Source organism: Vibrio sp. V08_P9A1T1 (assembly GCF_963874405.1).
Classification (GTDB): domain Bacteria; phylum Pseudomonadota; class Gammaproteobacteria; order Enterobacterales; family Vibrionaceae; genus Vibrio; species Vibrio anguillarum.
In genome coordinates this window covers 1-18081 of record NZ_CAWNIB010000271.1, presented here as the reverse complement: position 1 = coordinate 18081, position 18081 = coordinate 1, and the positions used below count along the sequence as shown (strand labels likewise).

17 protein-coding genes and 1 pseudogene are annotated in these 18081 nt (G+C 46.5%); 10 read left to right on the top strand and 8 right to left on the bottom strand.

The features are described from left to right. From AACT21_RS12845 to trmY, 5 genes and pseudogenes are all read left to right on the top strand, one after another. A pseudogene (locus AACT21_RS12845) lies at positions 1-167 on the top strand (metalloregulator ArsR/SmtB family transcription factor); the annotation flags it as partial. Positions 168-188: 21 nt separating this feature from the next. Further along, on the top strand, positions 189-1190 hold the full coding sequence (locus AACT21_RS12840) for an ArsJ-associated glyceraldehyde-3-phosphate dehydrogenase (protein ID WP_094147402.1): 1002 nt from the start codon (positions 189-191) through the stop codon (positions 1188-1190). Positions 1191-1202: 12 nt separating this feature from the next. Next, a complete protein-coding gene (locus AACT21_RS12835; RefSeq protein ID WP_094164331.1) occupies positions 1203-1700 on the top strand; it encodes a cyclin-dependent kinase inhibitor 3 family protein in 498 nt (165 codons plus the stop codon). 42 nt (positions 1701-1742) lie between these two features. After that, positions 1743-2975, top strand: a complete 1233-nt coding sequence (arsJ, locus tag AACT21_RS12830) for an organoarsenical effux MFS transporter ArsJ (protein WP_094164330.1) — start codon at positions 1743-1745, stop codon at positions 2973-2975. A 79-nt stretch (positions 2976-3054) separates the two neighbouring features. After that, positions 3055-3654, top strand: coding sequence for a tRNA (pseudouridine(54)-N(1))-methyltransferase TrmY (trmY, locus tag AACT21_RS12825; RefSeq protein WP_064626357.1), 600 nt, complete (start codon positions 3055-3057; stop codon positions 3652-3654). Here the strand turns inward: trmY and AACT21_RS12820 are convergent. After that, positions 3651-6527 carry an HD domain-containing phosphohydrolase gene (locus AACT21_RS12820; RefSeq protein ID WP_303396334.1) on the bottom strand — a complete coding sequence of 959 codons (2877 nt, stop codon included), beginning with the start codon at positions 6525-6527 and terminating at the stop codon, positions 3651-3653. The genes trmY and AACT21_RS12820 overlap by 4 nt on opposite strands. A gap of 189 nt (positions 6528-6716) precedes the next feature. On the opposite strand from AACT21_RS12820, the gene AACT21_RS12815 reads away from it, so the two are divergent. After that, positions 6717-7460 (top strand): phosphatase, encoded by a 744-nt coding sequence (locus AACT21_RS12815; RefSeq protein WP_013868021.1) that lies wholly within the window; start codon positions 6717-6719, stop codon positions 7458-7460. A gap of 97 nt (positions 7461-7557) precedes the next feature. Further along, complete coding sequence (locus tag AACT21_RS12810) at positions 7558-7944, top strand: cytochrome b562 (RefSeq protein WP_094164328.1); 387 nt, start codon at positions 7558-7560, stop codon at positions 7942-7944. A gap of 45 nt (positions 7945-7989) precedes the next feature. Here the strand turns inward: AACT21_RS12810 and AACT21_RS12805 are convergent, their stop codons facing one another. From AACT21_RS12805 to uhpT, 4 genes are all read right to left on the bottom strand, one after another. Further along, a complete protein-coding gene (locus AACT21_RS12805) occupies positions 7990-9324 on the bottom strand; it encodes an MFS transporter (protein ID WP_017048480.1) in 1335 nt (444 codons plus the stop codon). Between the two features lie 19 nt (positions 9325-9343). Next, a complete protein-coding gene (gene uhpB / locus AACT21_RS12800; protein WP_094164327.1) occupies positions 9344-10879 on the bottom strand; it encodes a signal transduction histidine-protein kinase/phosphatase UhpB in 1536 nt (511 codons plus the stop codon). Next, the gene (gene uhpA, locus AACT21_RS12795) at positions 10879-11484 is read right to left on the bottom strand and encodes a transcriptional regulator UhpA (protein ID WP_026028260.1); all 606 of its coding nucleotides are present in this window, start codon (positions 11482-11484) and stop codon (positions 10879-10881) included. The genes uhpB and uhpA overlap by 1 nt, the downstream gene beginning before the upstream one ends. Before the next feature lie 195 nt (positions 11485-11679). Next, positions 11680-13074, bottom strand: coding sequence for a hexose-6-phosphate:phosphate antiporter (gene uhpT / locus AACT21_RS12790; protein ID WP_017048964.1), 1395 nt, complete (start codon positions 13072-13074; stop codon positions 11680-11682). 344 nt (positions 13075-13418) lie between these two features. Between uhpT and AACT21_RS12785 the strand changes: the two genes are divergently transcribed. Beyond that, positions 13419-13784 carry a hypothetical protein gene (locus AACT21_RS12785; RefSeq protein ID WP_176430225.1) on the top strand — a complete coding sequence of 122 codons (366 nt, stop codon included), beginning with the start codon at positions 13419-13421 and terminating at the stop codon, positions 13782-13784. A 29-nt stretch (positions 13785-13813) separates the two neighbouring features. Here the strand turns inward: AACT21_RS12785 and gloA2 are convergent, their stop codons facing one another. Both gloA2 and AACT21_RS12775 read right to left on the bottom strand, forming a co-directional pair. After that, positions 13814-14197, bottom strand: coding sequence for an SMU1112c/YaeR family gloxylase I-like metalloprotein (gene gloA2 / locus AACT21_RS12780; protein ID WP_017048477.1), 384 nt, complete (start codon positions 14195-14197; stop codon positions 13814-13816). Positions 14198-14206: 9 nt separating this feature from the next. Beyond that, positions 14207-15130 (bottom strand): LysR family transcriptional regulator, encoded by a 924-nt coding sequence (locus tag AACT21_RS12775; protein WP_094127192.1) that lies wholly within the window; start codon positions 15128-15130, stop codon positions 14207-14209. 175 nt (positions 15131-15305) lie between these two features. On the opposite strand from AACT21_RS12775, the gene AACT21_RS12770 reads away from it, so the two are divergent. Both AACT21_RS12770 and tdh read left to right on the top strand, forming a co-directional pair. Continuing rightward, on the top strand, positions 15306-16502 hold the full coding sequence (locus AACT21_RS12770; protein ID WP_094125045.1) for a glycine C-acetyltransferase: 1197 nt from the start codon (positions 15306-15308) through the stop codon (positions 16500-16502). Beyond that, positions 16499-17530, top strand: coding sequence for an L-threonine 3-dehydrogenase (tdh, locus tag AACT21_RS12765; RefSeq protein ID WP_088733474.1), 1032 nt, complete (start codon positions 16499-16501; stop codon positions 17528-17530). Before AACT21_RS12770 ends, tdh begins: the two co-directional genes overlap by 4 nt. A 172-nt stretch (positions 17531-17702) precedes the next feature. Here tdh and AACT21_RS12760 read toward each other — a convergent pair whose 3' ends face one another. Then, a complete protein-coding gene (locus AACT21_RS12760; protein ID WP_013868010.1) occupies positions 17703-18062 on the bottom strand; it encodes a diacylglycerol kinase in 360 nt (119 codons plus the stop codon). Between the last annotated feature and the right edge of the window lie 19 nt (positions 18063-18081).

The window sequence follows — 18081 nt, the reverse complement described above, 5'->3', positions numbered from 1 at the left end:
ATACAAGGCAAGGCCAATGGGTGTTTTATCGGTTATCGGACCAACTACCCGGATGGATGAAAAAACAAATTCAAGGGCTGGTGGAATCCAACTGCCTGAAAAAAGAATACCAACAAGATATGCAAAGGCTGGCAGAGATGGAATCTCGCCCAGAATGCTGTGTTTAGAAGGGATAAAAGGAAATAAAGATGTCGATTAAAGTCGGAATTAACGGATTTGGCCGCATTGGTCGTTTAGCATTAAGGGCGTCATTTGATTGGCCAGAGATCGAATTTGTGCAAATTAACGACGTTGCGGGTGACGCGGCGACCTTGGCTCATTTACTCGAATTTGATTCAATACAAGGCCGTTGGCATCACCAAGTGACAAGCGACGGTAATGCGATCATTGCCAACGGTAAGGTTATTCGTACCTCACAACAAAAAGCGATCAATGATGTGGATTGGTCTGGTTGTGATGTGGTCATCGAAGCCACGGGAAAACACCGCAAATCTGAGTTTTTGAATCAGTATCTCGCGCAAGGTGTCAAACGCGTGGTGGTATCGGCTCCGGTAAAAGAAGCGGGGATTGCCAATATCGTGGTTGGGGTCAATGACCACATCTTTGATCCACAAATACATCAGATTGTTACGGCCGCTTCTTGCACCACCAACTGCATTGCGCCTATCGTCAAAGTGATTCATGAGCAACTTGGTATTGAACACTCATCGTTTACGACCATTCACGACTTGACCAACACGCAAACCATTTTGGATGCACCGCATAAAGATCTACGCCGCGCTCGTGCGTGTGGTATGAGCCTTATCCCGACCACAACCGGTTCTGCGACAGCGATTGTGGAAATCTTCCCCGATCTGAAAGACAAAATTAACGGTCACGCGGTGCGTGTGCCGCTAGCCAATGCGTCGTTAACCGACATTATTTTTGATGTGAAACGCGATACCAGCGCAGAAGAAGTCAACGCGCTACTTAAAGCGGCTTCAGAAAATGAGCTCAAAGGCATTCTCGGTTTTGAAGCGCGCCCACTGGTGTCGATTGATTACAAAGGCGATCAACGCTCAACGATTGTCGACGCACTCTCGACCATGGTGGTGGGCAAGCGCATGGTGAAAATTTACGCTTGGTATGATAACGAAATGGGTTACGCAACGCGTACCGCAGAATTAGTACGCAAAGTCGGTTTGGCATAAAGGAGCAAAGAAATGACACATCCTACATGGGAACTGTCCGTTGCAGAAAACAGCGCTGGTTTGGTATTGACGCCTTGCCCGGGGACAAAAGATCTTCCTTTGGTTGAGAGTATTGAACAACTGAGATCTCAAGGTGTTACCGTTGTGGTGACGGCTCTAAGTCACGAAGAGATGCAAGAGAAAGGTGTTGGTGACTTGCCTAAAGTTGTTGAACAAGCGGGGCTGCAATGGTTTCACGCCCCAATTGAAGATGATTGCGCGCCCGACCACCAGTTTCAAACGCATTGGCAAAGTATCTCCCCGTCACTTCATCAGGCGCTTGCCAAGGGAGATAAGATTGCCATGCATTGCATGGGTGGATCGGGTCGCACTGGTTTACTTGCTGCTCATTTATTGCTGGAGAAAGGTTGGGAACTGCAAAACATTATTACTCACGTTCAATCATTAAGACCGGGTGCGTTTACCAAAGATGTACAAGTTGAGTACATCAAACAATTTGTTAATCAATAACAGTCCCAAAGAGCTGCCTTAGGCGGCTCTTTTGCAAAGAGAGTGATTATGCTGTCTCAACTCAACCAAAACGTTCGCCAGTACATGCTAGTGACTTTTAATTATTGGAATTTTACCGTCACTGACGGCGCGCTGCGCATGTTGGTGGTGTTGTATTTTTATGATTTGGGTTATTCGACTTTAGCGATTGCGTCTTTGTTTCTCTTTTATGAATTTTTTGGCGTGGTGACGAACCTGATTGGCGGTTGGCTTGGTGCGCGTTTAGGGCTGAATCGCACCATGAATATTGGCCTTGGCATGCAAATATTCGCGCTCTTGATGCTTGCTGTACCTGCTGCATGGTTAACCATTCCTTGGGTGATGGCGGCGCAGGCGTTATCGGGCATCGCAAAAGATCTCAATAAAATGAGTGCAAAAAGTGCGATCAAAACGTTAGTCCCTGAAAATGCACAAGGCGCACTCTACAAGTGGATAGCCATTCTTACGGGTTCAAAAAACGCTCTAAAAGGGGCCGGCTTTTTTCTCGGTGGCGTCTTGCTCTCTTGGATCGGCTTTCAATATGCGGTAGCGGCTATGGCGGCGGTATTGCTATTGGTTTTTGTCGGCAGTTTGCTCAGCTTACAAGCCGATATTGGCAAAGCCAAAACCAAACCGAAATTTTCAGAGATTTTCTCCAAATCGCGCAGCGTGAATATTTTATCGGCGGCTCGCCTATTTTTATTTGGCGCGCGAGACGTTTGGTTTGTGATTGCCTTACCCATTTATCTGGGCAGCGTTTTTGGTTGGGATCACAGTGCCGTGGGCGGCTTTTTAGCGTTATGGGTGATTGGCTACGGCGTGATCCAAGGGTTTGCTCCTAAAATAACGGGCAGTGCTTCAGACCAAGTGCCAGATGGGCGCTCTGCGCTCGGTTGGGCGGCGCTATTGGCGCTGATTACCGGTTTGATCGCCTACAGCATTCAAGCGCAGTGGCATCCGGAAGTCGTGATCATCGCGGGGTTACTGCTTTTCGGCGCGGTCTTTGCGATTAACTCATCGCTGCATTCCTATTTGATCGTGAGCTATGCCAAGGGGGATGGTGTATCGCTTGATGTTGGTTTTTACTACATGGCAAACGCGATGGGGCGTTTAATCGGTACCGTGCTTTCCGGGTGGGTTTTCCAACTTTGGGGATTAGCGGCGTGTTTGTGGGTTTCGTTTGGTTTTCTGCTGCTGACCACTCTCATTTCATTAGGGCTCCCGAAAAGCAAAGCTGCGTTGACACTCGAACCTTAGCTTCACCAGCGGATGACTATTCCAGTGGATGGAGATTGTGATAGAGTCCGTGCTTTATTGAATGAATTGAGTCAGTCACATGAGAGCTTTTGTTGTAAGGGCCCGCGCCGCTTCCACGGATAAACAGACTTTTTTAGCCTCTGTTGGGCAAGAAGCCCACACCGAAATTTTGGCCCACGTGCTCATGAATGCTATTTTTACCGCGCAGTCGCATCGTGATGACGTGGTGGTCTATTTGGTGCTGGAAAGTACGCAAGATTTCTCGCGGACTTTATGTTTTGAGTCGAGCCAGTTGCATAATATCGGTGGTTTTCACGAGCAAGCCTTGCTGACCAAAATAGGCCATGCTTTAGACGTTTCCGTGGGTATGGGCAAAGAGCAAACCCGAGAGGTCGAGCAAGGGCTCACGGTTGAAACCATCAGTTTTGAAAAGTTGGTGCAGCGCCTTTCGGATAGTTACCATTTGTATTTACTGGATAAAAAAGGCGAAAGTGTCCGTGAGCATCAATTTTCTGACGACAGCTGCTTTTTACTTACTGACCACATCCCGATGCCGAAAAAAAGTTGGAACAGTTTAAAGCGCCTTAATACACAGAAAATCAGCCTTGGGCCTCGAATGCTGTTTGCCTCGCAGTGCATTGTGCTGATCCAGAATGAGTTAGATATTCGCGGTCTTTAAAAAGTCTTCTTCAAACTCATTTTTACTTTTTTTATCTGTGCTTCTTTATCAATTGGGCTGTGCTGATCGGAGTGTAAAAACCGATCCGCATAGTCTTGATAAATCTCTTTTTCTAAAAAGAGTAAGTAAAGCTTCGGATCAATATGGCCTGTGGTGGCCATGGTGGTCATGATCGCGATCGATTCGCTGAGCGTTTTGGCCTTTTTATAGGGGCGATCGCTAGAGGTCAGTGCTTCAAACACATCGGCTATTGCCATCACCCGAGCGGGGATGGAAAGCTGCTCTTCATTTAGACCTCTTGGATAACCCGCGCCATCCATTCGTTCATGGTGGCTTCCTGCAATATCAGGAACGTTTTTCATATGTTCAGGATAAGGTAGCCGCTTGAGCATCATGATGGTTTGCACAATGTGATCATTAATCATAAAGCGTTCTTCGTTAGTGAGCGTGCCACGGCGAATGGACAAATTATAGAGCTCACCTCGGTTATAGCGCAGTTCTCCCGGTTGTAAAATAAAGTTTTCTTGCCACAGATCTTGTGGACGGCAACCGTTCACCCAGTGCAACTGGTGTACGGGTTTATCATCAAGCAAGCGCTCCATAGTGGGCAATGGTTTTGACTCTCCTGCACGTTGGTTCTCTATCCAAGAAGTACCGAGTTGATCATCTAAGGTCCGTTTCCACTCTCTTTGCGCAATTCGCTCTAAGCGGGAAAGGTCATCATCGCTCATAAACTCACTGCCAATATTACATTGCGCGACGAAAGCAAATTCCTCATCAAGGATTTGTTGGTTCGTCAGCAACTGCTGCTTGAGATCTAGCTCGTTCTTGCCCTGCGCAACACCTTGCCAGTAGTCCGTTTCAGCTTGACATTTGAGCAGCTCAAAACGCATTCTAATTTCGTGAATTCTGTCGTAGATCGTTTCTAATTTGGTCGCTTTATCAATCACATATTCAGGCGTGGTCACTTTTCCACAATCATGCAACCAAGCGGCGAGAGTGAGCTCTTCCCACTCTTCATTGGTCATGGAAAATTGTGGGAAATAGGTGCGATCGTTTTCCGCCGCTTTAGTGATCATTTTGGTTAATTCAGGAACTCGCTGACAATGGCCGCCCGTGTAAGGGGATTTGGTATCAATGGCTGATGCGATCAATTCAATAAACGAGTTGAGCATCTCCTTTTGCCGCTGCATTTTGTCGATATTGTCTTTAGCGATTTCGGCAAAACTGAGCAGCTCTCGTAAAAATGCATGTTTGTCTTGCTGATCGGGAGTGATGGCCCGTTCGTAGCCTAGGTTTAATACGCCAACCAACTGCTTGTCTCGGTTGAGCAGTGGGAAAAGATAAAGATCAGAATTATACAGCTCATCTTTATGCTTACGCATCGAATTATCGGTTTTAGATAAATGAACCGTTTGGCCTTTGCGCAGTTCAGAAAGTAGCCACGGCATCTCTTGAGACAACTGATTGATATCAAGCTTAAAGGGAATGATGGCGTGGTTTGCTGCGGTGATAAATTGGTTATTTTCGTTGGCATAAGTGTAGAGCAAAATAGTTTCAGCTCGAGTGATCAAATAGCTTTGATGGGTAATCGTTTTGGCTAACACACCGAATTCTTGGTTGCTGGCGGTTTCGCGTAATAGTCGCAGCAAGTCGTGCAGTGTATGCTCCATGAGCTCTATCGATTGGGTTAAATTGGCAACTTCGCGGATCCGGCTTTTTGGGTAGCGTGTCTTTTTAAATTCAAAGCGCGTGATGTTGTCGGTCAATTGCACTAGGTTACCTAAAGGGCTGGCGAGCCTTTGCGCCACAAAACCAACTACTGCAAAAGCGATAGCGAGCATGATTAACGCGACAAAAATCTGCTGATCTCGCATCGAGAGCAAATCTGCGATCAAATCGTCTTGCGGTACCGCTTCTGCCAGCAACAAGCGTACATTGTCGTTTAAAAGTACCGGCGTTAACGTCACCGACCACGTTGTGCCATTCATATTGACCGTTTCATACAAAGTTTGGCTGCTGACCCGATTCAATATTGGTGCAAAAGTACTTTGCTGTAGCTGCTGTGCAATCTGTGAGGGATCTTGTTGTAGCTCGAACTTCGTATTGTGTTGGGCGAGTGGTCTAAATTGATTATCGAACAAAATGAGCTGAGCACTGTCAGAAAAACCCATCGTACTCATCTGTTTTGACAGTGAGTCAAGCGTGAAATCAGCGCCAAGCACACTCTTTCCATCGGCCGATCTACGTGACAGTGTGACGCCGCTCGTTTGTAGGAAGAAAAAGAAATAAGGTTCCGTTAAGCGTATCGCGCCATCTTGACTTGCCGAGGTAAACCAAGGACGCACGCGAGGATCAAATTTATTATTGTTATCTTGTTTGTCGAGCAGGCTTTCAAGGTTCTGGTCTAAATAGATAAAGCGGTTAGTGCCATCAACTTGAGTGTAATGGGCCAATAGCTGAGCTTGCGCGGGGGCATCAAAACGCTGTTTGGCTTTATCAAAGCTCAGCGAGCGAAATGTAGTACAAGCTCCGGCTTCGTCACAATAATAGAGCGCGACCAACTGTGGATTACGTTGGAAGGTCAGCCAAACAGTGGCGAGTTGGCGTGGGTCCGAGATGACTTTATCCGGTTGATCAATTACGTTACTAAAAGCTAAAAAATCGAGCGTAGTCAAGATAGGCGCGGCACTTTGTTTAAATGCTGATTCCAGTTTTTTGCTGTTTTCGCTACTTAATCCTTGTGCACTTACCGTCAGTAGTTGCTGACTATGGTGATAACTTATGCCAATCAATACAATGCCGATCACCATGGCGAGCACTAAAAAGAGACTCGTAATGTGAATGCTCAGTGAGTAACGACGTCGTTTCATAACCAACTCCGAATTGGATGACATTGCTAAGTATTGTTCAATGTGGGTAAGTTGCAAAAAACCATTTCACACCGGTGTGTTTTCATCCGGTCAAAAAGTGTCGATATGGTGAATATATCGCCCTTAGATTGAAGTGCCATCAGCGAGGCTGTTACACTGAAGCATCGCTGTTGGAATGGAATAATTAAAATGAATCTTGTCGTTGATACTCATACCCACACTTATGCAAGTGGTCACGCTTACAGCACGCTCATTGAAAACGCGCGTTCAGCTAAAGAAAATGGATTAGCAATGTTTTGCACAACCGATCATGCACAATCGATGCCTGGAGCGCCGCATTATTGGTTCTTCTCCAATCAACGTATTTTGCCGCGCTTTTTAGACGGTGTTGCCATTATCCGAGGCATTGAGTCCAACATCATGAATCGTGCTGGCGAGATTGATGTTCACCCTTCGGTTGACCAAAACTTAGATTGGGTGATCGCCAGTTTTCATGAGCCCGTATTTCAGCCTGCCGATAAAGCGGCGCATACCGAAGCGTTAATCAATGTGATTAAAGGTGGACGAGTGGATGCGCTAGGGCACTTAGGTAACCCTAATTTCGATTTTGATTTTGATGAGGTGATCGCCTGCGCCGCCCAGCATCACGTTGCGATAGAAATTAATAACAGCACCTTAAAAGGACACAGCAGGGTAGGGAGTGTCGATCGCTGTTATGAAATTGCTAAGGTGGCGAAAGCGCATGGTGCTTATGTTACCACTGGCAGCGATGCCCATTTTTGTCAAGATATCGGCCAACTTCAACTGGCCAGTGAACTGCTTGAGAACGTTGGTATTGCTGCTGAGAAAGTGATTACGCACAGTGTCGAGCAGTTTCTGGCCTTTTTAGCACTGCGCGGGCGAAAAGCGATCGCAGAATATCAAACACTATAAGCCGTAAAGAGGTCATAAAAATGACAAAAATTTGTCCCTCTTTTATCTTGAGATCCATTAAACTTGGCACTTCTTGCCAGAATAAAAAGAAATAATTATGAAAAAAATAATGATATTAACAGCTTGCGCATTATTTGCGGTTAGCGTGTCGGCGGCTAATGTTGACTTAAAACAGAACATGAAACAAATGAAGCTTGAATTTAAACAAGCGGCAGAAGCGACCAGCGTTGAAACAATGCAAGCACCCATTGAGAGATTAAGTCAGTTGGTTGAAGAGTCAAAACGGGGAAATTATCCACCGGAGAAGCAAGATCTCTATTTAGAAGGGTTTAATAAGCTTTCCGTGGCATTAGACAAAATCGAAGTGGATCTTGAGCAAGGAAATTTAGAGCAAGCTCAACAAACGCTGCGGACGGTAGACGAACTGCGTGTTGAATACCACGAGCAGCGTAACCCAAGTATCTGGAAGCGCTTATTTGGTTAATCAGCTTTGTGGCCCCTCACGATAACGTTGGATTGGTTATAACGTTCAATGGTTCGTGGGGTGGTCGCTGCCTGAAAACTGAGCTTGTAAGAAAGGCAGCAGTAGTAAGCCGATCACAGCGGCGCAAACAGAAATGGTGACAAAAAAGCCTCGCCATTCGAATTGCTCGACAATAATGGCTAACGGGTAGCCGGCGAGCGCTGCGCCCATATACGCAAATAACCCCACAAACCCAGTTGCTGCGCCAGCCGAATCTTTGTGAGAACACTCCGCGGCGGCCATACCAATTAACATTTGTGGGCCAAAGACAAAAAAGCCAATCGTAAAAAAGCCAGCGGCTTGGAATACAAACCCCGTTAACGGCATCAGCCACAGCGCTGCCACCGAAAGAAAAATGCCCATTGAAAAAATCAGATTCATTGGCCCACGGTTGCCGCCAAACAGTTTGTCTGAGCCCCAGCCTGCGACTAACGATCCAATAAACCCACCGACTTCAAACAGCGAAAGCGCGCCATTAGCCGTGATCAAATCATAGCCTTGTTGCTCGGTAAGGTAGATATTTCCCCAATCATTGATGGCAGTACGCACTATGTAGACCAGTACATAGCTCAAGGCAAGTAACCAAATGTATTTATTTCCTAACACATATTTGTGCAAGATCTGTTTAGTGCTAAGGCCGAGGCCTTCATTTTCTTGCGCCAGTTCAAGGGCGTCATTACGCCATTGACCAACACTGGGTAAACCTTGGGTCATTGGTTTATCACGCAATCGCCAACATAAGAAAACCCCACCAATAACGGCTAAACAGCCCGGTACAATAAAACCTTCGCGCCAACTAAAATGGAAAGTGAGAAAGCCAACCAGTAATGGGATCAACGCGCCCCCCACGTTATGAGCGGTATTCCATAACGCCCACCAAAAACCACGTTCAGAGCGCGAATACCAAGTTGTCAGGAGTTTAGAGCAAGAAGGCCATCCCCAACCTTGGAACCAAGCATTGAGCACCCAGAGTAAGATGAACATACTGATTGAGCTTGAAAAGCCAAACAGAATATTGATAAAACCCGTTGCCATTAACCCTAGGCCCATAAAATAGCGCGGGTTGGAGCGGTCCGACAAAATCCCAGACAGAAATTTTGAGATACCATAGGTGATGTAAAACAAAGTACCCATGATGCCAATATCACTCTTATCTAAACCGAGGTCAGCAATCATCGCGGGCATGGCGTAATTCAAACTTTTACGCGTGAAGTAGAAAAGCGCATAACCGACATACATCGCCATCATGATGTGAAAGCGCCAATAACGGTACTGCTGATTAACCTCCTGCGCTGATGCAAGAAGCGGTTGCGGTGGTTGAGAGCGTAGAAAATTTATCATAGTGCTTTATATTCCACGATTATAAGTGGGGCAGTGTGACGGTAAGCTGAGTGCCATTCTCGCTTAGATCGTGGTTGGCTGTTGTAGACTGACAGTGGCTAATAATCTGAAAGTGGCCACCCAATGCCTCGACTCGCTCACGCATCCCCCGTAAACCAAAGCCGTTCAGCTGCGCTTGTGCTTTGAAACCGATGCCATCATCGTGAATGCGCAGTGTGACATCACTTGCCAACGAAAACTCAATCACAATGTGGCTAGCTTCCGCGTATTTTAAGGCGTTATTGAGCGCCTCTTGGCACAATCGATAAAGGGTCACTTTGGTGGCATCACTTAACTTTTGCAGTTGAGTGGTTGAGTTCCCCGTCCAAACCACTTGGGTCTGAATGCCGTGCGTCTCAAATTCAAGGTCACGCAGCAGTTGATCCAGTGCTTCGACTAGGCCTAAATCATCTAAGGTTTTAGGGCGTAAACGGGTTAGCAAACTTTTAGTTGTGTCGTAAACATTTAAAGAGAGAGATTCAATGGTTTTAGCACAATTGCTGGTGACGGGCTGAGATTCGACGCGTTGAATAATGCTGGCTTGAGTACGGATAGCGGTAATGTTTTGACCGATCTCATCGTGCAGCTCGCGAGCAATATCGCGCCGAACAGATTCTTCAGCTTTGACTAATTGGCGGGACAAATTTTGGTTACGATCAAGCTGTTGGCGCAGCTTGGTGTTGAGATCTCTTTGTCGCTGCACACCCATTCCCAGCAAAATGCCGGTTAAACTTTGTGCTGAAAGAGAGAGCAGGAGATCAGTGACTTCCATATTAGAGACACCACTACGAGCCGCGATCAATGCAATGCTATTGAGCAGAGTACCGAGCAATGCACCTTGCCAGCCGTAGCGAAAAGCGAGCAAAATGATCGGGATGGCTAAACAAAATGGCGCAAAACGCCGAAGTTCATCAGGTAAACCAATTTGCAGCGCAATGCTTAAAATAAATAGTAAAGAGTAGAGTAAGACGTGACGCGTGCGAAATTCGATATGACGAGAGACTAAGTTCGCCGTCAGTGGAACCCAAGTGCTTTGGAAAAGATAATTCCATATCAAATAGCAGCTTGGCACAATCATTAAGCCAGCTGTGATGCTGACTAACATCACCATTGACGCGGCATGGCCGTGGTAGGTGGTGGCCAGCGTATTAACGATAGCGCTGGCGAGGATCAACCCGCCCATCACAATAAAGCGACGCCACTGACTTCCGTGGTAGTAGCGCTGGGCGAGCAGGTTTAAGGGCAGCGTTGCGATACTGGCGGCGAGTACTGTCAGCCATTGAGGTTGTTCCATTAGCATGGCGAGCGCAATCGTCAGCCACCATTCTGCACCATAAATCGCGGGCCAGTAACGTTGTGGACTGTGCAGCGCAGTGCCTAAACGCAGAGCAAAAGGAAAGAAGAAGATCGCCAGTTCCGGATCGTTGACAAAATAGTAGGCGATAACCCACAAGCAAAACCAACTGCAAGAGAGCAGAAACCAAGCGCAGAGTGACGTAATAAAATAGCGTGGCATTAGAATGAGTCAGAAAAATATTTCGCTAAGGCCACGTTATTGCTCACACCTAACTTATCCATGGCATTGGCGCGATGGACATGAATGGTTTTGTGGCTAAGTCCAAGCTCATTGGCGACCGCTTTCACATCCAGCCCGGCAGCCAGCATTTCACTGATTTGCCGCTCACGTTTGGTCAACTGTGCTAATAGCTTTGCCTCGCGCTTGGGAGAGGTGAGTTTAAGCGCAATATCGGGTGTTAAGTAGCAACCACCATGGGCGCTGGTTCGTACGGCTTGGATAAGTTCATCTGGGCTACAACGTTTGCTTAAGTAGCCTCTTGCTCCAGCCTCCAAGGCTTTTTCGACCATGGCCGCGGAATCGTGAACGCTCAGCATAATGCATGCTATCCCAGAGGGTAGATCTTGAAGCAGCGACAGCCCGCTTTCATCAGGCATTGAAATATCAAGAATACAGACGTTTGCCCCTGTGCCGGGAAGCCCTGCGCGCGCTTCGGCCGCCGAGCTAAATTGGCCGACCACTTGGATATCGTCTTCAAGGTTCATGAGTTGGGCAAAGCCTGAACGTACCACGATATGGTCATCCACTAGTGCTACTTTGATCATCACAATCCCCGCTGTTTATATTGCCTGAGTAAAAAGGGAGCTTAAACTAACGCCACAGAGACAATTAAACAAGCAATATATCCCTTTGCTATGGATGCCATTGTAGAGGAGTCTAGCGCGTCAAAAAGGAAGGGGTGGCACAATAAAACGCGACACACTCATAAAAGAGAATATCGCGTTTGATTTTGCTGGGAGCTAAGCGGCAGCTGCGGCCAGCTTTAGCCTTTTCTCATGGCGGATCTTACGCTCTTCTGCGATCGCGACAAAAATCAGCAGTACGATACAGATCATCGCTGAAGTGTCGAGCGCAGCAAAGGTGCCCTTCCAGCCAGTGAGGCCAAAAATCGGTGTACCGTCGGCGATCATACCTAGGCCAAGTTTGGCAAAACTATCACCAATTAAGTAAGCAAAGGTGCCCTTAACGCCATCGGCGACACTGATCGCTTTTTTCGGCACAAAGCCAACCGCAGCAACACCAATCAGTAATTGTGGGCCAAAAACAAGGAAACCTAGCACAAACAGTGACCCGAGATACATAAACTCGCTGGTGGCGTGCTGATAGAATTCGAGCGCAACAATGATGAGTCCCAGAGAGACACAGGCGACCAAAGCTCGGCGGCCATTAGCAAGATCGGACAGATAACCCCACATTAAAGTGCCGACTAATGCGCCCACTTCAAAGAGAGTGAAGCCTGAAATGGCCGCTTCTTTTGACAAACCAAGTTCTTGATAGGCATACACAGTAGACCACTGGTCGATGCCGATACGCACGATGTAGAGGAAGATGTTGGCAAAGCAGAGTAACCAAATCACTTTGTTTTTCAAAATGTATTCAACAAAGATCTCACGTTTGGTCATTTGGTTTTCTTCCGCGGCAATATCTTCCTCGCTGACCGCTTCATCAAACAACTCTTCGACCGTACCTAAACCGTATGCTTCAGGAGAGTCACTACCGTAACGCAAACCAATGAAACCCACCACTAATGCGATGATTGATGGGAACACAAACATGCCCACAACATGACCATTAAAGAGATAGTTTGCACCAAACAGTGCTACGCCTGCCGCACCTGCGCCGCCGACATTGTGCGACATATTCCATAAACCCAAGTAGGTGCCGCGTTTATTTTTGGGCGTCCATTTGGTGATAGTGGAGTAGCTTGATGGCCCACCAGTACTTTGGAAAAAACCGCTTAGCGCATAAAAAGCAACCATTAGGAAAATGCTGACGCTTGAACCGCCCATGCTCATGCTAAATCCAAGCATTGCAATACCAGAAAGGATCAGCATAAAAGGTAGGAACTGTTTCGTGTTCTTGCCATCGGCGTAGTAAGAGACCACTGTCTTACCAATCCCGTAAGTGATGGAGAAACCAAGACCAATCAGCCCTAGCTGTGTCATCGACAAGCCGTAGGTTGAAATCATATCGTTTTGTGCAACGTTGAAGTTTTTGCGCACTAAATACATCGCCATGTAGCCAATAAACACCACAAGGTATGATTGTAAAAATGGTTTGAACCACATTTTACGGCGTTCTGCTGCGGGGAGATCGAGGGTCGGTAGCCGAACCTGTTGCAAAAGTTTTAGCATGTGAAATCCTTAGAAAATCACGTCAAAGAAATCTCTGCTGTCAGTCAATTCACACCAGAGTCGAATGGCTAGCAACCGTCTGGCTGCATCATAGAGTGATTGTAAAAATCGGCTTGGCGATTGACTTGAGGGCATGGCCTAACTGAGTTAGGAATATTTCCTAGTTTGGGTGGATTGATAGACAAAGCGTGAATGGAGTCACATTGATATGCATCTTGAAACGTCGTCTTTAAGCTAACGATTTGTAGCGAACTTGAGGGTGTTTGTTAAGTTTTTAGCGCTGCCGCACTGTTATTTTTATCATTGCGTTATATAGTGTCGACAAGAAAAAATTGAGTGTTGCTATGATTCGCCTAAACCGTTTTAACAGAATAATGTTGCTCACCAGCGCGCTCAGTTGGGTGTTGGTGTCGCTTATGCCTGTAATAAACGCGCATGGCAATACGGCGGGGGTTTGGGCCACACTGTGCACCATTAATGGTTTTGAGCTGGTTCAAATTGAAGAGGGAAAAGTACAGACACAGCATACGAAACCCTGTCCCTTTGCTCATTTCTCCACCTTTCATCAAGATTCACTTCCAACGACACCTGTACTGACACGACTGAACTTGTTTGTTTCAGACAGCTACACTTTTTTGGCTCTAAGTGTACGATTTGAAATTCAAGTTCCTCGTGCGCCACCATTATTTAATCTGTTGTACTGGCGTTAGAAAATAGCCTTGATTCCTTCCTCTATTCACTATTCAGAATAAAGCTCTAACGGTAAACCATCTGGGTCGGCGAAAAATGTGTATTCGCGACCAGTGAACTCATCAACGCGGATGGGCTCGACGATGACGCCTTTTTCCTCTAAATACGCTTTGACTTCACTGACACTGCCCACCACAAACGCTAAATGTCGTAGCCCTTGAGCTTCAGGGAAGCTTGGTCTTGGTGGTGTATTTGGAAATGAGAACAGTTCAATTTGTCCGCCATCGGGCAGAGCAAGATCCAGCTTGTATGAATCGCGAGCGGCGCGGTAATTTTCAGCAATAACAGGCAGCCCTAAGATCTGAGTATAAAACGCTTTGGAACGTGCGTAGTCTGAACAAATAATTGCCGCGTGGTGGATTCGTTTTAGCATGATTACCCTTTATTTGTTGAGTTGGCTGACCAAATGTTCAGTGACGTAATCAATGAACACCCGCAACCTTGCTGGCATGTACTTGGTTTGCGGATATTGCATGGCAATTGAGCCGTAGTAATTACTTTTGATCGTCCAATCGGCTAATAGCCGGACGACGCTGCCTTCAACGAGCGCTTGCTGAATGACAAAATCATGGAAGATGCCGATACCTAAGCCATTTTTCACGCCGTTCAAACGCATTTGTGAGTGGTTTACTGCATAGCGGCCTGAGACGGCCACTGTATGGAACTCATCTTCTTTATGAAAATCCCAGAGATGGTCACGCTCGGTTTCGGCAAGATACAAGCAGTCGTGATCCGTTAATTCGGTAGGGTGGGTGGGCGTGCCTCTGGCCGCTATATATTCTGGGCTGGCGCACAACACTAAGTGGGTTTTGCCAATTTCACGCAATACCAAGTTTTCATCTGGCTTATCAGTCAGCTTAAACGCCACATCAATATTGTGTTTGAATAAATCGATCGCGCCATCTGCAGCTCTCAGCTTAAGTTGAATTTCAGGGTATTGAGTTAGAAAAGGAAGCACAAGGGGTTGCAGAACTGAGTTCAAAAATGCTTCAGGTGCAGCAACAGTGAGTGCGCCTGCAGGTTCGGTGTGGTCAGAGGTTGAAAGCTCAACCGCTTGCTGCGCAGCGTTGACCATTAACAGACTTTGATCATAAACGCGCTTTCCTGCCTGAGTGATTAAGAGTTGGCGCGTGGTTCGCTCAAATAACTTCACTGATAGTGCTTGTTCTAAACGGGTAATCAATTTACTTAATGCCGAAGGTGTTACCCCCAGCTTTTGAGCTGCTGCCGTAAAGCTACCTTCATTGACGACGAGAATGAAAGCCGCTAAATCAGGCAGCAGGGCGATAAGACGATGCGTGATCATAATTGTATTTGTGCCTGAAGTTCACGAATGGTTTTCCATGTCATGGGATAATAGTCGTAAATGGGATCAACTAAAATACCATTAAGCAATTTTACAGTGTAAATGAAGGGTCTATTTTTCGTTTAGGCTGCCCTACACCATAGCTATTGCGCTATATAAAAATAAGGACGTAGCAATGTCTTCTGCATTTTATCAACAGATCCAAAACCAGCTTGAGGAAATCAAAGCGGAAGGTCTGTATAAATCTGAACGTGTGATTACCTCGCAGCAACAAGCGGCGGTCGAAATTTCTACTGGTGAAGAAGTGTTGAACTTCTGTGCCAACAACTACCTTGGTTTGGCTAATCACCCTGCGCTGGTTGAAGCGGCGAAGCAAGGCATGGACAGTCACGGCTTTGGTATGGCTTCGGTACGTTTCATCTGTGGTACGCAAGATATCCATAAGCAACTGGAACAGAAGCTCTCTCAATTCTTAGGTAAAGAAGATACGATTCTTTACACCTCATGTTTTGATGCAAACACCGGTTTATTTGAAACTATTTTAGATAAAGAAGACGCGATTATCTCTGACGCGTTGAACCATGCCTCAATCATTGATGGTGTGCGTTTATGTAAAGCGATGCGTTTTCGTTACTCCAACAATAACATGCAAGAGTTGGAACAGCAGTTGATCGCAGCCGATGCGGCGGGCGCTCGTAATAAGCTCATCGTAACGGATGGTGTATTCTCAATGGATGGCGTAGTCGCAAACTTGCCCGCGATTTGTGATTTAGCGGATCAATACAACGCGCTCGTCATGGTGGATGATTCACACGCGGTTGGATTTATGGGTGCAAATGGCCGTGGCACGCATGAATACCATGATGTGATTGACCGTATTGATATCATCACCGGTACCCTTGGTAAAGCGATGGGTGGTGCCTCAGGTGGTTACACTTCCGGTAAAAAAGAGGTGATTGATTGGCTTCGTCAACGTTCACGTCCTTATTTATTCTCTAATTCGGTTGCGCCAGCGATTGTTGCAGCATCGATTCGCGTGCTGGATTTACTGGCAGAAAGCGCCGCGCTTCGCGACCAACTTTGGGATAACGCCGCGCATTTCCGTACTCGTATGGAAGGCGCGGGGTTCACTATGGGTGGCGCGGATCACGCCATCATCCCGATTATGCTCGGCGATGCTATCGTCGCAGCAGAGTTTGCAGAACGAGCACTAGCTAAGGGCATTTATGTTGTTGGTTTCTCGTTCCCTGTTGTGCCCAAAGGCCAAGCTCGTATTCGTACACAAATGTCAGCCGCGCATAGCCGCGAGCAACTCGACCACGCCATTGATGCGTTTATTGCTGTTGGCCAAGAAATGGGGCTCATTAAATGAAAATTAAAGCATTATCCAAACTCAAACCAGAGCAAGGCATTTGGATGACCGAAGTGCCAATGCCTGAACTTGGTCACAACGATCTGCTGATTAAAATTAAGAAAACCGCAATTTGTGGCACCGATGTTCACATCTATAACTGGGATGAGTGGTCACAAAAAACCATCCCAGTGCCAATGGTGGTTGGCCATGAATACGTCGGTGAAGTGGTTGGCATTGGTCAAGAAGTGCGCGGTTTTGAATTAGGTGATCGCGTGTCTGGCGAAGGTCATATTACTTGCGGGCATTGTCGAAATTGCCGTGGTGGTCGTACTCACTTATGTCGTAATACTGTGGGTGTTGGTGTGAACCGCACTGGTGCATTTTCTGAATACTTAGTTATCCCTGCGTTTAATGCTTTCAAGATCCCAGATGGTATTTCCGATGATCTAGCCTCGATTTTTGACCCATTTGGTAACGCGGTACATACCGCATTGTCATTTGATTTAGTCGGCGAAGATGTGCTGATCACTGGTGCTGGTCCAATCGGTATAATGGCGGCCGCAGTGGCGAAACACGTTGGTGCGCGCCATGTAGTGATCACCGATGTCAACGAATATCGTCTTGAGCTTGCACGCAAAATGGGCGTGACACGCGCCGTGAATGTTGCGGAACAAAAGTTAGAAGAGGTCATGAGTGAACTTGGCATGACGGAAGGTTTTGACGTCGGCCTTGAAATGTCAGGCGTACCGAGTGCCTTTAGTTCTATGCTGAAAACCATGAATCACGGTGGTCGTATTGCTTTATTAGGTATCCCACCTTCAGATATGGCGATCGATTGGAACCAAGTGATCTTCAAAGGTTTGGTGATCAAAGGTATCTATGGCCGTGAAATGTTCGAAACTTGGTATAAGATGGCGAGCCTGATCCAATCTGGCCTCGATCTAACGCCTATCATCACTCACCATTACAAAATTGATGACTTCCAAACGGGCTTCGATGCTATGCGTAGCGGGCTTTCTGGCAAAGTTATCCTTGATTGGGAATAATCGAATATTGAAGTTGAAGCGCTCCGGTTGGGGCGCTTTTTTTGAACAGCATTTACTCTGCGACTACAGAATAAACAAGCAAGTTAACGGCGGTGGCAAAATATAGCGCTAGGAGAAAACTAATACCGACGTAAGAAAACGAATAATTTTCAAACGCTCACTTCATTTAGATTTAGCGTACCAAAATAAAAATCCATGTAAATGCAGCAAAAAGTAGTGCAATCAAAACCGCAGCTGATCCTATATCCTTCGCACGGCCACTGAGCTCATGCCACTCACTACCTACGCGATCAACTACAGCTTCCACAGCTGAATTCATAAGCTCAACGATGACAATCAGCACTAAGCTACCGATCATCATTAACTGTTCTAATTCATTGACCGGCAAGAAAAAAGTGATCGCAATTAGAATGATAGAAGCGACGATTTCTTGCCTAAAGGCGGCTTCATTTTTCCATGCAGCCTGAAGGCCTTTCATTGAATAACCTGTAGCGTAAAATAAACGACTTATTCCTGTACGGCCTGGTTTCATAAAGTGAGTAACCTAATAG